Raw genomic sequence first — 14,963 nt, forward strand, 5'->3', positions numbered from 1 at the left:
ATAATGGAGGTGTCGACGGCGAATAAATGCCGGTAAATGAAAGCAGGGTACCACGTCGCCAGAAGCGTTGAGAATTCTTCGCGGAGCGTATAACTTAGAAGGGACTATTAGGAGGGATATATGGGGAGAAAAACCGGAATTTTGATGGCAGTGATGGCCGCTTTTTTGCTTGCTGGGTGTGGGGGTCATCAGAGTGAGCAGATTGATTTAAGAAAGATAAATGCAGAGAAAATCATTGAGGAGAGCCAGAGTGAGGGGGATCACTCGGGGATTGTTATTGAGCTTCCTGAAAATCAAGATCAGAGTCAAACAGATGAGTCTAATCGAGAAAATGATGAGATTTCAAGGAAAAATACATCAGAGAAAGAAATGGGGGAAGGAAATACAGCTGATGGAGAAAATCAGATAGAAAACGAATCGAAGGAACAAACAGATAAAATAGAACCGATTCAGGAACAGGAGTTTCATTTACTATTTTCCGGTGATGTGCTCTTATCGGACCATGTTCTGAATGCCTGCCAGAGAGCGGGGGGAATCAGTGGAGTCCTCGATCAGGGGTATCGTGATTTGATTGCAAATGCAGACTATTTTATGGTCAATGAGGAGTTTCCGTTTAGCAATCGCGGGACAAAGGCGAAGGATAAGCAGTATACGTTTCGGCTTGCACCGGAAAAAGTTTCGATGTTTCAGGAACTTGGAATTGATGCGGTGACACTTGCAAATAATCATGCGCTTGACTATGGGACAGATGCTCTTCTTGACTCGTGTGAGGTGCTTGATCAGGCAGGGATTGCGCATACCGGAGCGGGAAAAAATCTTGAGGAAGCGAGAAAGCCGGTTCGGATTGAGGTAGGAGGAAAAAAGATTGCAGTGATCGGTGCAACGCGTGTGATTCCGCAGACGGACTGGTCAGCGGGAGTTTCTCATCCGGGAATGCTTGCAACTTACGATCCGACGCTTCTTCTTGAGGAAATCCGAAAACAGAAACAGGAGAATGATTATGTATTTGTCATGGTGCACTGGGGGATTGAGCGTGATGAGCGCCCGCAGGAGTATCAGCGAACGCTTGGAAAACAGTATATTGATGCTGGTGCGGATCTTGTGATTGGAAGTCATCCTCATGTGCTTCAGGGAGTCGAGTATTATAAGGAGAAGGCGATTGTGTACAGCCTTGGAAATTTTATCTTTGGAAGTTCGATTCCGCGGACAGCGCTTTTGGAAGTCCGTCTTCCTGGGATGGAGAAGGATGGAAATCTGGGGCTTCGTCTGATTCCCGGCACCTCAAAATCCGGGTACACGCAGATGTTTACAGAAGAACGTTCCCTTCAGGAGTTCGCTTCTTATATGCAGGGAATTTCTTATGGAGCAGTGATCGGACAGGATGGAAGAATCTCACAAATTGAGTAGATTATAATCAATGGGTCATTTTGGATGAATTTGAAATGTGAGGCATCGGCAAAATTCATTGATGTTTGTGTAATGTGTGAACGGTAACAAATAGAGATGAGCCGGATGATGCTGGGATATGGTTTGGACTTGACAAAGCCTGAAAAACAGCGTAAAATCAAGCATGCGAACGACTGTGAAGAGGATTAGTAAGCAGACAAACACAGGCAGAGAGGAGATCATTTGGTGCGAGATTTCCGTGTCCCTGGATGCTGAACCGGCCTTGGAGTTCCACAGTGAACTGTGGCGTGTGTTCCGACGTTACACGGAAGAAGAGAGAGCAATGATAAAGGATTTGTTGCTAACTGAGGGTGGTACCGCCGAATAATCCGGTCATTCGGTCCCTTGCTGTGCAGATTGTGCGGCGGGGACCGGATGACCGTTTCTTTTGCAGAAAAAGGCACGGAAAGCTGTCTTGAGAAACAAAAATGATTATAAAAAATAAGGAGATTGATGATGGCAAACGACAAGAAATTAGTAGAAGCGATCACATCCATGGATGTGGATTTTGCCCAGTGGTATACCGATGTGGTAAAGAAAGCAGAGCTTTGTGACTACGCAAGCGTGAAAGGATGTATGGTAATTAAGCCGGCTGGATATGCAATCTGGGAGAACATTCAGCATGAGCTGGATCGCAGATTCAAGGAGACCGGTGTACAGAACGTATATATGCCACTCTTTATTCCAGAGAGCCTGCTTGACAAGGAGAAGGATCACGTTGAGGGATTCGCTCCGGAGGCAGCATGGGTAACCGTAGGTGGAAATGAACAGCTTCAGGAGCGTCTGTGCGTTCGCCCGACTTCCGAGACTCTGTTCTGTGATTTCTATTCCAGAGACATTCACTCTTACCGCGATCTGCCGAGAGTATACAACCAGTGGTGTTCCGTTGTTCGTTGGGAGAAGACGACCCGTCCGTTCCTGCGTTCGAGAGAGTTCTTGTGGCAGGAGGGTCATACCGCTCATGCAACTGCTGAGGAGGCAGAGGCACGCACGATTCAGATGCTGAATGTTTATGCAGATTTCTGTGAGGAAGTTCTCGCAATCCCGGTTGTTCGCGGACGCAAGACCGATAAGGAGAAATTCGCAGGTGCAGAGGCAACCTACACGATCGAGTCCCTGATGCATGATGGTAAGGCACTCCAGTCTGGTACGAGCCACAACTTTGGTGATGGATTTGCAAAGGCTTACGGCATCCAGTATGCAGCAAAGGACAACTCCTTGAAGTATGTATTCCAGACTTCCTGGGGTATGACGACCCGTATGATCGGCGCAATCATCATGGTGCATGGAGATGACAATGGTCTGGTTCTGCCTCCGCGTATCGCTCCGACTCAGGTTGTGATCGTTCCGATCCAGCAGAAGAAGGAAGGCGTTCTTGACAAGGCATTTGAGATCAAAGATGTTCTGTCTAACTTCCGCGTGAAGGTGGATGATTCCGACAAGAGCCCGGGTTGGAAGTTCTCAGAGTCCGAGATGCGTGGAATCCCGGTTCGTGTTGAGATTGGACCGAGAGATATCGAGAATAATCAGGCTGTTCTGGTTCGCCGTGACACCCATGAGAAGCTCACTGTATCGATCGACAACATCGAGGCAGAGGTAGAGAAACTGCTTGATACGATCCAGCACGATATGCTTGAAAAGGCAAGAGCACACAGAGATGCTCATACCTATGAGGCAACTGATTTTGACAGCTTTGTCAAGACAATCAATGAGAAGCCGGGCTTCGTAAAGGCAATGTGGTGCGGATGCCAGGAGTGCGAGGACAAGATCAAGGAAGTTACCGGTGCAACCTCCCGTTGCATTCCGTTTAAGCAGGAACAGCTTTCTGACAAGTGTGTATGCTGTGGCAAGCCGGCAACTAAGATGGTTTACTGGGGTCGCGCATATTAATGGTGACAAAGACAGCCATGAAGATTCCTGGCAATGTCGAGCGGATTATCCGCACACTGAACGATCACGGATACGAAGCCTACGCCGTAGGTGGCTGTGTCCGCGATACGCTTCTTGACAGGAAGCCGGGGGACTGGGATATCACAACCTCCGCGCGACCGCAGGAAGTCAAGGAGCTATTCCGCCGCACGATTGACACAGGAATTCAGCACGGAACCGTGACGGTGATGATGGACCGGACTGGTTATGAGGTTACGACTTACCGTATTGACGGGGAGTATGAGGATGGACGCCACCCAAAGCAGGTGGAATTTACATCAAGCCTGATCGAAGATCTGAAACGCCGTGATTTTACAATCAATGCGATGGCATACAGTCATGAGACGGGAATTGTGGATGAGTTTGGCGGAGTCGAGGACTTAAATGCAAAGACGATTCGCTGTGTCGGTGATCCGATGGAGCGATTTACTGAGGATGCACTGCGAATTCTGCGAGCAATCCGTTTCTCGGCCCAGCTTGATTTCACGATTGAGGAGCAGACGTGGAATGCGATTCGCGTAATTGCGCCGAATATCGCAAAAGTCAGCAAGGAGAGAATTCAGGTCGAGTTGACAAAACTTCTTCTGTCCGATCATCCGGAAAAGATTCGGGAAGTCTACGAGACGGGAATCAGCCCTTATATTTCAGAGAACTTTGATTCCCTGAACTGGAAAATGGCAGAGATTCCGACCACTCTTCCGAAAGAAAAATATGTGAGATGGGCAGGATTTCTGCGCTGTGCAAATGCGTATGATGTCAACGGCACACTTATGCCTCAGCCGATTCCGTCAGTCACAGAAGTGCCGGAGTCAGCCAGCCGCGCAGTAAAGATTCTTCGTGATCTCAAACTTGATAATGACACAATCGGACGTGTGAAGACTCTCGTATCATGGTCAGGAGTGGAACTTCCAGAGACCCCGGAGGCGGTTCGCCGTGCGATGAGCAGGATGGAGGCGGAAGTCTGGGATGCGCTGATGGAACTCAACGAATACAGCGAGAAGATTCACGCACTGACCGAGGAAATCCGCACGGCAGGAGACTGTCTGGATCTCAAACATCTGGCAGTCAAGGGACAGGATCTGATCAAGGCCGGAGTCCAGCCAGGAAAGGCGCTCGGTGCGACCTTAAATCAAATGCTCGATGATGTTCTTTCTCATCCGGATCACAATGAAAAAGAATATCTCCTGGAACACTTTATCCGATAATGTGTGACATTCACTCCAGGTGATAGAAACCGACATAAACGATAATCCTACTAATTTATCTTTTTTACAGAGATTACCAGCCCCGCGAGAACAGGTGCTCTGGTGAAGACCGTTACGCGCCGATCCGAGCGGAAGCGAGTCTGAGCAGAGCCTTAGTTCTTAGCGGGGCGTTTGTTTTATTTTTAGTGTTCTTAGTCTTCTTCATGTTTTATACTCTCTTCTTTATTTCCATTCAAAATCAAAAATCCGAGCAAAAAATTTTACACACATCTTACAGAACCTCCTTAAAAAATTTTACACATCCAAATTAGAATAAGCACTGTAAATGAGAAAACCAATTTGAGGGATTTCCAGATGATCTGGAAAATTTGGAAAATCCGGGAAATTTGAGGAGGAAATAATTATGAGAAAGACAAGAAAGACAATCGCGTTAATGTTCGCGACTGTGATGGCAATGAGTGCAATGAGCGGATGTTCTTCCAATTCTGCAAATACGACGACTTCCGCAGAAACCAAGGCAGACGATACCAAAGCAGAGGACGCCAAGGCAGACGGAAAAGATACTGCAAAAGATGCAAAGGCAGACAAGGATCTGACCGGTTCTGTAACCGCAGCTGGTTCTTCTGCTTTAAAACCACTTGTCGATGAGGCTGCTGATCTTTTCAGTGAGAAATATCCGGATGTTTCTCTGACGATTGATGCCGGTGGTTCTGGTGAGGGACTTAAGCAGGTTGCTGAGGGCACCGTAAATATCGGTAACTCCGATGTTCCGGCAGAGGATAAACTGGATGCAGACAAGGCAAAAGAGCTTGTCGATCATCAGGTTTGTGTTGTAACAATGGCACCGATCGTAAACCCGGATGTAAAAGAGGCAGGTGTGACGACCCTGACAAAGGATCAGCTGATTGCAATCTTTACTGGAGAAACGACGAACTGGAATGAGGTTGGTGGACCGGATGAGAACATTGTTCTGGTAACCCGCCCGACGTCTTCCGGAACGAGAGCAACCTTCCAGAAGTACGCACTTGACGGAAAAGAGGAGGCATCCAATGCTTCAATGGAAACCGATGATTCCGGAGTTTTGCTTCAGAATGTAAAGGATACAAAGGGGGCAATCGGTTATGTGGCTCTGTCCTATCTCGTAGATGATCCGGGTGTCGAGACCGTAGCGATCGACGGTGTCGAGCCGACTCTGGAAAATACTTACAGCGGAGCTTATCCGGTATGGACTTTTGAGCATATGTATACAAAGGGCGAACCGGATGAGGTGAGCGGAGCTTTCCTTGAGTACATCATGTCTGACGAGTTTGGAACTCATATGGAGAACATGGGGTACGGCGTATCCTCTAAGATGACGAAGACCGAACACTAAAATTTCGTTTTAAGAAGGGTTCGCCAAAGAGAAGAAGAGAGAAGGCGAACCGGAGGAATTATGGATACAGGAAAAGAAAAAAGTATGTTTGCGAGAGAGTATTTCTGGCAGGGTCTGATGACTCTGTGCGGACTCTTTGTAATCGTGTTGACGATTGTGATTGGAGCCTTTCTCGTCTACAAGGGATCTGCGACGTTTACCACCTTTCATCACTCGCTTCTGGAGTTTCTGGGATCGGGAGACTGGACACCTCAGGATGACGTATCCGGCGGTGGAGCAGTCGGTGCTCTGATCTTTATTGTGGGTTCGCTCTGCACCTGTGGACTTGCGCTCTTGATCTCGACTCCGTTTTCACTCGGATCTGCGATCTTCATCACGGAGATTTCTCCGAAGTTCGGAGAAAAGTTTTATCGTCCGGTTGTGGAGATCTTTGCAGGAATCCCGTCGGTGGTATACGGCTGGGTTGGACTTACGGTTCTTGTTCCGGCGATCAAAAATGTGTTTCATCGTCAGGTCGGTCACTCTGTTCTGGCAGCAGGACTTGTCCTTGCAGTGATGATTTTCCCGACAATCACAAGCGTGTCGGCAGATGCACTTCGCTCTGTCGGGAAAGAGACGAGAATGGCGGCATACGGACTGGGATCGACGAGATGGCAGACGATTTACCGCATTGTGATTCCGGCAGCAGGTCCTGGCGTAATCACAGGAATCATCATGGGATTTGCGAGAGCCTTCGGTGAAGCACTTGCAGTTGCAATGGTAATCGGACAGACGACCGCGCTCCCGACGAGCATTTTTTCGACGACAAAAACATTGACGACCGAGGTTGCCGCTCAGATGGGAAATGCAATGGAAGGCGGAGAACTCAAGTCTGCACTCTGGACAATGGCACTTTTGCTGTTCCTGATTTCACTCTTATTTATTTTCCTGATCCATATGGTTTCCGCAAAACAGCCGGAATGCAGTGTCAGAAGTGAAAAGAAAATGGTTGCCAAGGGTGCAACCCGTGAAAAGGAAAGAATAGCCGAAGAAAAAATTGATGCGATGGGAGGAAAAGCATGATGGTTGACGCAAAAATTCAGCGTTCGCGCATGGTAGACAGTGTAATGACGGCTGTGTTTTATGTCATCGCTGTGTTTTTCTTTACCCTGCTTCTGGGATTTGCATGTAAGGTCATTATCGGAGGACTCCTTGGGGCAAAGCCGGAGATGTTCCGGTTTGCGAGAAAGGGAAGTCTTGGAAACCAGCTCTTTAATACCATTTATCTTGTGGTTTTATCTCTTCTCGTCTCCGTTCCCCTCGGTGTGGGCGGAGGAATCTATCTGGGGATGTACGCAAAGCAGGGCAAAGGCGCACATTTCCTCAGAATGTGTATCGAGACGCTTTCCTCTCTGCCGTCGATCGTAGTCGGTCTGTTCGGATATCTGGTTTTTCTTGTATTTATGGGAATGGGGAAGAGCCTTTTCGCAGGTGCACTTTCCGTGTCGATTCTGACGCTTCCTCTGATCACGACAACGACGGAGGATGCGCTCAAAGGTCTTCCAAAAGGATATTTTCAGGCGAGCCTCGGTCTCGGAGCAACCAAATGGCAGTCGATTTTCCATGTTCTGCTTCCTGCCTGTGTTCCGCGAATTATGACCGGTGTGATTCTTGCAGCAGGTCGTGGTTTTGGTGAGGCGGCAGCACTTTTGTATACAACCGGATCTGGAACGGATCTTCGATGGGGCAACTGGAATCTCTCAGCTCCGACCTGCCCGCTCAATGTATTTCGCCCGGCAGAGACTCTGTCGATTCAGATCTGGAACTTGCAGGTCAACGGACAGGATCGGGCACTGGCAAATGCCTCGTCTGCAATCCTGATGCTTCTGGTGCTGGCATTCAGTATTGGCGCAAATCTCTGGAGCCATCACATCAAGAAAAAGAGTGCGGGAGAGGAAGCATAAGAAAAGAACCTGAAATAAAATCAGGAGAAAAAAAGGAGAGAAATCATGGAAGAGGGAAAACTGATAGAAAACGGCGGAGTGCCGAAATTTGATATCACGGATCTGAATCTGCATTATGGAACATTTCATGCATTAAAAGGAATCAACATGAAGATCCGAAAGAATGAGATTACTGCCTTCATTGGACCGTCCGGATGCGGAAAATCCACATTTTTGAAGACATTGAACCGGATGAATGATCTTGTGGACAATGTGAAGATTGAAGGTGGAGTCAAGCTCGACGGAAAAGATATTTTTAAAGAGATGGATGCGATCACTCTACGTCACCGTGTCGGGATGGTCTTCCAGCAACCGAATCCGTTTCCGAAGAGCGTGTACGACAATGTCGCTTATGGACCGCGAATCTTTGGCATTCATCGCAAGGCGGAGCTTGACGAGATTGTGGAGCGCAGTCTGCGTCAGGCAGCGATCTGGGATGAACTCAAGGATCGTCTGAATAAGTCAGCTCTCGGTCTTTCAGGCGGTCAGCAACAGAGACTCTGCATGGCGCGCACACTGGCAGTCGAGCCGGAAGTCATTTTGATGGATGAGCCGACCTCAGCGCTCGATCCGATTTCCACTTCAAAGATTGAGGATCTGGCGATGGAGCTGAAAGAGAAATATACGATTGTGATTGTCACACACAATATGCAGCAGGCAGCCCGTATTTCGGACAGAACAGCATTCTTCCTGCTCGGTGAGATGGTTGAATTCAATGAGACCGAGAAAGTCTTTTCTATGCCTCAGGACAAGCGAACCGAAGACTACATCAGCGGACGTTTCGGTTGATGCAAAGAGGAGAGAAGAGAGGGCTGCTGTTTGCAAAGCAACAAGAGGGGAGGAGAAAGAATGCTGAGAGTTCATTATGGTCAGCAGTTGGAGGAACTCAACAAGAAGCTCATTGAGATGGGCGCTTACTGTGAGGACTGCATCAGTGAGGTGGCAACGGCACTGAATAAAAAGAACAACAAAACGGAGGATTTAAAGACGAAGGAGCAGGCTCTGACAAGTCTTTTAAATAAGGTTTACAGCACCGATGCCTCGATTGACCAGATGGAGAGGGATATCGAGACACTTTGCCTGAAACTTCTTCTTCAGCAACAGCCGGTTGCTGGGGATCTGCGGTTGATTTCGGCTGCACTCAAGATGATTTCAGATATGGAACGCATCGGAGATCAGTGCGCAGACATTGCGGATATCGTCCGTGTTCTCAATGGCAAGAATGCATTTGAGCTGGAGTCCCATGTCCACATTCAGGATATGGCATCTGCGACGATGAAGATGGTAACCGCGTCCGTGGACTCCTATGTGGCACGCAATCTTTCCTCTGCGAGAATTGTGATTAAATCCGATGATGAGGTGGATGACCTGTTTGATAAGGTAAAACGGGAGATTGTTGATCTGATCGCAAAATACCCGGAAAAGGGTGAGGCACTTCTCGATTTTCTGATGATTGCCAAGTATTTTGAGCGTATCGGGGATCACGCGACGAATGTCGCAGAGTGGGTGGAATTCTCGATCACCGGAGAACATCAGGCAAAAACGAAGTATCAGAACTTAAGTACAGGAATCTAAATAAACTGTGCGTATTGAAATCCAGTAGATGAGATTCAGTGAAATCCGGATTTTTGTTCGGAACTGTTACGAATAATCTCCCCTCTATTGCTCATACTTTGGAAGTAGCCGGGAATGGAGAGATGTTTCTGGGAATGAAAACGAAGGGAACAGAAACAATCAGAGAGTGGAGGGGTGGGTGTGAACGACAGTTATCTGGATGTTTTACAGCATTACGAGGGGGAGCTGGATGGAGTCCGCCGGGGGCGCGGAGCATGGATCTGGGAGCAGAATGACCGGATTTTTCTGCTCAAGGAATATCGCGGAACCGTAAAACGGCTTGAGTTTGAGGAGGCGGTTCTTTATGCTTTGAGAGAGCGGGGAATTCCTTATGTGGACCAGTATATCCGCAATAAGGAGGGCGAGCTTGTCACGGTAGGACCGGATGGCACCCGGTATGTATTAAAAGAATGGTTTTCTGAGCGGGAATGTAGTCTGCGTGACACGAGAGAGATCTTTGTCGCAGTAGAATGGATCGGAAGGCTTCACCGAGCATTCCAGGGAATTTCCTGGCAGGATGCGTGGAGTATGGGTTCCACAATTCCGCCCGATTTGAGCTGTGAGATGGAACGGCATAACCGGGAAATGAAGCGGGTTCGGGCTTTCATCCGCGGAAAACGAAAGAAAAGTGAATTTGAACGCTGTGTTGCGACTGACTTTGATCAATTTTATGAGCAGGCGCTTGAGGCACAGAAGGGGCTGGAACGACTCGAGAAAAAGAATGAGGAGAACCGGCTTTTTTTGTGTCATGGGGATCTTGACCAGCATCATTTGCTTCTTCGCAGGGATGAGGCAATTTTTGTGGAATTTCATCAGATGCATCGGGGGAGTCAGATGAGTGATCTGAGCCGTTTCATGAGGAAAGTCATGGAAAAACATGGCTGGAATGAGCTGCTGGGGGTGTCTTTGCTTGAGCGATATGAGAGGGAAAATCCACTTGATGAGACGGAGCGAAATCGGCTGTATTACCTGCTTCTCTATCCGGAAAAATACCAGAAACAGCTCAATTATTACAACAACAGCAATAAAGCGTGGATTCCGGAGAAGAATGTGGAGAAGCTTCGCGTGTTGGTATCCCAGCAGGAGAAAAGAATGCACTTTCTCGAAAAAATAAAGTAAGAGAAATTCCCGGGTTTTTCTTCCTTTTTCAGATGCATTGTTATATAATAAAAGCATCGCAGGTCGTACCCGTGACCTGACAGAAACGTCGGAAAGTCGATGGATGTAATCGAAAATAGATCATCAATTTGCCATCGGAAGAACGATAAGAATGGGGAAAAACAGGAGGGAGTATTAGTTATGAAGGATTACATGAAGATTTATCAGGAATGGCTTGATAATCCGTACTTCGACGAGGCTACAAAAGAGGAACTGCGCGGAATTGCCGGAGATGAGAATGAGATCAAAGAGCGTTTCTATAAGGATCTGGAATTCGGTACCGCAGGTCTGCGTGGTATCATCGGCGCCGGTATCAACCGCATGAATATCTATGTAGTACGCCGTGCAACCCAGGGACTTGCAAACTACATCATCAAGCAGGGAGGAGCAGACAGAGGCGTAGCAATCGCATATGACTCCCGCCGTATGTCTCCTGAGTTTGCAGATGAGGCAGCACGCACTCTGGCAGCAAACGGAATCCGTGCTTACAAGTTCGAATCCCTGCGTCCGACTCCGGAGCTGTCCTTTGCAGTGAGAGAGCTTGGATGTATCGCAGGAATCAACGTAACTGCAAGCCACAACCCGCCTGAGTACAATGGATACAAGGTATACTGGGAGGATGGCGCACAGTTTACTCCGCCTCATGACAAGGGTGTTACCGAGGAAGTTCTGGCAATCGAGGATCTGTCTACTGTCAAGACAATGACCGCTTCCGATGCAAAGTCTCTTGGACTTTACAAGGTAATCGGCGCTGAGATCGATGATAAGTATCTGGCTCATGTTGAGGCTCAGGTTGTCAACCAGGATGCGATCAACAAGATGCAGAAGGACATCAAGATCGTGTACACTCCTCTGCATGGAACCGGAAATGTTCTGGTACGCCGTGCTCTGCATGACATCGGTTTTGAGAATGTCTATGTAGTTCGTGAGCAGGAGCTTCCGGATGGTGAGTTCCCGACTGTAAGCTATCCGAACCCGGAGGCAGCAGAGGCATTTGCTCTGGGTCTGAAGCTCGCAGAGGAGATCGATGCAGACCTTGTTCTGGCAACTGATCCGGATGCAGACCGTCTTGGTGTGTATGTGAAGGACACCAAGTCCGGCGAGTACATTTCCCTGACCGGAAATATGTCCGGTTCCCTGCTGTGTGAGTACGTTCTGAGCCAGAAGGCTGTTCAGAACAAGATCCCGGCAGACGCTGAGGTTGTTAAGTCTATCGTGAGCACGAACCTCATCGATGCCGTTGCAGGTGCTTACAACTGTAAGCTCGTGGAGTGCCTGACCGGATTCAAGTGGATCGGCCAGCAGATCCTCAAGGAGGAGAATACCGGTGTTGGTCACTACATGTTCGGTATGGAGGAGAGCTACGGCTGTCTGATCGGTACCTATGCGCGTGATAAGGATGCAGTTTCCGCTACGGTTGCTCTGTGTGAGGCTGCTGCATACTACAAGACCAAGAACATGACTCTGTGGGATGCAATGGTTGCAATGTACGACAAGTACGGCTACTACAAGGATTCCGTAAAGTCCATCGGTCTGTCCGGTATCGAGGGTCTGGCAAAGATTCAGTCGATCATGGAGACTCTGAGAAACAACACTCCGGCAGAGGTTGGCGAGTACAAGGTTCTGTCCGCACGCGATTATCAGAAGGATACGATCAAGGATATGGCAACCGGAGATGTTGTACCGACCGGTCTTCCGGCATCCAACGTTCTGTATTATGACATGAACGACAATGCATGGCTGTGCGTTCGTCCGTCCGGTACTGAGCCGAAGATCAAGTTCTACTATGGCGTAAAGGGCACTTCCTTAGCTGACGCAGACGAGAAGTCTGAGGCACTCGGAAAGGCAGTTGCCGAGATGGTGGACAAGCTGATGTAATTTATGTATGTAAAACTCTGAGGAGAACCCAAACTTTTGAGTTTACAGGGAGTCAGATTGCTTTGTGGCAGTCTGGCTCCTTTTTTCTTTTTTGTGAGAGTGATGGAGATGGTGGTTATTATAGAGAAAACTGGTACGAAAAAACAGTTGACAGGGATCAGAGCTACGTCTATACTGAATTTATCTTCACCGGATTTCTTTCCGGTTGGGTTCTAAAGATATCGAGATGTTCATGCGCAGATTTCGCGGACAGATCAGAAGAGAGAAAATCAACAGAATAAACGAAAAAGAGCAGGATGCAGACATTTTGCCCGGAGATCGTTCTCGAGAATGTTCCGGAAGCGGAAGTCGGATGCATTCGGAGAGGACAGATGAGTATGGAAATGGTGATGAGTGGGAAACTCCAGTGCAAGGTGCGCGCAAAGGCGAAGCTGATGCAGTATTTTTTAAGCGTGCCGGAGTATCGGATGGCGCTGATGGAGCGCATTGGAGATCTTGGGATTGGGAGAAAGAAGATTCCCGAGAAAATTCGGTGTCGTTTTCCGGGTGAAATCGGAAAGACAGTTGAAAATATGGCAGTTCTCGATGAGAATGCGCTTGAGCTTGCGTATGAGCAGGTCGTGAGCGGGGATGTCTTGGAGGCATGGTTGGAGCATCAGACCTTGGCGATCGCTTATCACAGCCGAAAGGCACTGGAGCTTGACCAGAAGACAATCACAATTTCCATACAGAAGTATCTGGTCTATGCGCTCGTCAAAAACGAGAGGTGTCTGAAAGAAATTCGTGCGGTTCGTGAGAAACTTTCTGGGGCTTCGGGGTCAAGTCCTGATTTCCGGAAAAATGAATTTCAGGATCAAAATTTCTTCGCTTGGTTTCCTCAGTGGCGGAGGGAGGATGCAAGATGGTGCATGGAGCTTCTTGAACAGATTCGTCAGAATGCACCTCAAAAGGGAGATGCCTATCAGATGTTCTGGGAGATTGCGCAGAGTGGATACAGAAAGATGCAGAAGTTTCTCCGCGGGTGTGAGCGGATGAATGGAACCGTCTTTGCACAACTTTCCACAGAGTCTGATATGGCACTTAGAATCTCGGCGTCAGTTCTTGGAATTGCTATGGCAGAGAAACTTGAGATTCCGCGAGAGGAGGATTTTCTGTTTTATACCTTTCTTCCGGTCCTTCAGGATTACGAGTTGCAGATGAATGAGACGGAAGAAGAGGTCGCAATCAGTGCAGAGGGACGCAAAAAATTCAGGGAGATGAAGGAGATCTATCGCTGTGAGGATTACGTCAAGAGTTGTCTCGAACACCCGCTTCGGGATGTGAGTGATGAGACGCTTCGGAAAATGATGGCGGAGGCAGAAGGAATGGAGGGCACTGAGGCAGAACATGCGGAAAACGGGGATGGAGATGGCACGGAAGTCGGATGCGATTATCGGGAGATCTTTTCGATTTTTCATATGAATCCAAGGATGTTGCAGGGAATCCAGCTGACCGATCAGGAGATTCAGAAGATTTTTTCTCTGAATGCCGATATGGACTGGGAGGAGTATATGCCGTGGCTGTTGGCATCCACCCTGTGTAAATATATCGGAAAGCTGACGGAATACTGTGAGCGGAATCGTGAGGAGCGGGAAGAACAAAAGAGACGAAAGAAGTTTTTCGGGGATAGAGAAAAACAGATTGATGTGGAAGAGTGCGAGAGACTTTTAAGACGTCTTCAGGAACTTCAGAGAGAGAATCTGAATTTGCGAGAGAGATTGGAGAGAATGAAGACAGATCGCAAGAACCTTGATCAGAGCCTCTGTCAGGCAAATCAATGTCTCGAGCAGAGAAAGGATCAGATTGAAGAGCTGAGGCGGGAGCAGGAGCGAAGAGGGAAGGAGTTAAACCAGCTTCGAGAGTACGTTTGGCAGATGACGGGGAGTTTTCGCGGGGGATCTGGAAGGTCACAGAATCCGTATTTGGGACAGTATATAGATGAATCGGAGAATAGTAAAGATACAGAAAATACAGAAGATACAAAAGATATAAAAGAAACAGAAGAAATAGAAAAAATGGGAGGAAACTGTGCGGAAAATCTTCGGACAATCCTGAAAGGACGCCGGGTGATTGTGATCGGAGGTCATGTGAACTGGCAGAAGCGGTTTCGAGAGCAGTTTCCGCAGTGGCAGTTTATGTCCGCGGACAAGAATAACTACGACGGAGAGAGCATCCGAAGCAAGGAAGTCATTATTGTAAATACGGCGGTACTCAAACACAGTTGTTATTATCGGGTGCTTGCGGAGCGCGGGGAGAACCAGATTCTGCTCTATGTCAATGGAAGCAATCCCGAGCGGTGTATGCAGGAGCTGATTGAACAGTTGAAGTGCGTTTGAGTTT

At 48.2% G+C, this 14,963-nt stretch carries 11 protein-coding genes; all 11 read left to right on the forward strand.

What is annotated here, in order from left to right:
* The first annotated feature begins 120 nt into the window (after positions 1-120).
* The 11 genes from AC4EVX_RS00685 (at position 121) to AC4EVX_RS00735 (ending at position 14,959) form a co-directional block, all read left to right on the forward strand.
* Positions 121-1,407 (forward strand): CapA family protein, encoded by a 1,287-nt coding sequence (locus AC4EVX_RS00685; protein ID WP_177978098.1) that lies wholly within the window; start codon positions 121-123, stop codon positions 1,405-1,407.
* A 495-nt stretch (positions 1,408-1,902) separates the two neighbouring features.
* Positions 1,903-3,336, forward strand: a complete 1,434-nt coding sequence (proS, locus tag AC4EVX_RS00690) for a proline--tRNA ligase (RefSeq protein WP_177978097.1) — start codon at positions 1,903-1,905, stop codon at positions 3,334-3,336.
* Entirely contained in the window at positions 3,336-4,580 is a 1,245-nt protein-coding gene (locus AC4EVX_RS00695; RefSeq protein WP_308451193.1) for a CCA tRNA nucleotidyltransferase, read from the forward strand. Before proS ends, AC4EVX_RS00695 begins: the two co-directional genes overlap by 1 nt.
* 403 nt (positions 4,581-4,983) lie before the next feature.
* Positions 4,984-5,952, forward strand: a complete 969-nt coding sequence (locus tag AC4EVX_RS00700; protein WP_490159356.1) for a phosphate ABC transporter substrate-binding protein — start codon at positions 4,984-4,986, stop codon at positions 5,950-5,952.
* A gap of 60 nt (positions 5,953-6,012) precedes the next feature.
* On the forward strand, positions 6,013-7,014 hold the full coding sequence (gene pstC / locus AC4EVX_RS00705; protein ID WP_490159357.1) for a phosphate ABC transporter permease subunit PstC: 1,002 nt from the start codon (positions 6,013-6,015) through the stop codon (positions 7,012-7,014).
* Positions 7,011-7,895: a phosphate ABC transporter permease PstA gene (gene pstA / locus AC4EVX_RS00710; RefSeq protein WP_331682043.1), complete on the forward strand. Its 885-nt coding sequence runs from the start codon at positions 7,011-7,013 to the stop codon at positions 7,893-7,895. Before pstC ends, pstA begins: the two co-directional genes overlap by 4 nt.
* A gap of 45 nt (positions 7,896-7,940) precedes the next feature.
* On the forward strand, positions 7,941-8,723 hold the full coding sequence (gene pstB, locus AC4EVX_RS00715; RefSeq protein ID WP_490159358.1) for a phosphate ABC transporter ATP-binding protein PstB: 783 nt from the start codon (positions 7,941-7,943) through the stop codon (positions 8,721-8,723).
* A gap of 60 nt (positions 8,724-8,783) precedes the next feature.
* Complete coding sequence (phoU, locus tag AC4EVX_RS00720) at positions 8,784-9,509, forward strand: phosphate signaling complex protein PhoU (protein ID WP_490159359.1); 726 nt, start codon at positions 8,784-8,786, stop codon at positions 9,507-9,509.
* Positions 9,510-9,689: 180 nt separating this feature from the next.
* A complete protein-coding gene (locus AC4EVX_RS00725) occupies positions 9,690-10,667 on the forward strand; it encodes a phosphotransferase (protein ID WP_177978094.1) in 978 nt (325 codons plus the stop codon).
* A 180-nt stretch (positions 10,668-10,847) separates the two neighbouring features.
* Positions 10,848-12,584, forward strand: a complete 1,737-nt coding sequence (locus AC4EVX_RS00730) for a phospho-sugar mutase (RefSeq protein WP_490159360.1) — start codon at positions 10,848-10,850, stop codon at positions 12,582-12,584.
* A 296-nt stretch (positions 12,585-12,880) separates the two neighbouring features.
* Complete coding sequence (locus AC4EVX_RS00735) at positions 12,881-14,959, forward strand: hypothetical protein (RefSeq protein WP_490159361.1); 2,079 nt, start codon at positions 12,881-12,883, stop codon at positions 14,957-14,959.
* Positions 14,960-14,963 lie beyond the last annotated feature (4 nt).

The sequence above is a fragment of the Brotaphodocola sp. genome (assembly GCF_983179755.1).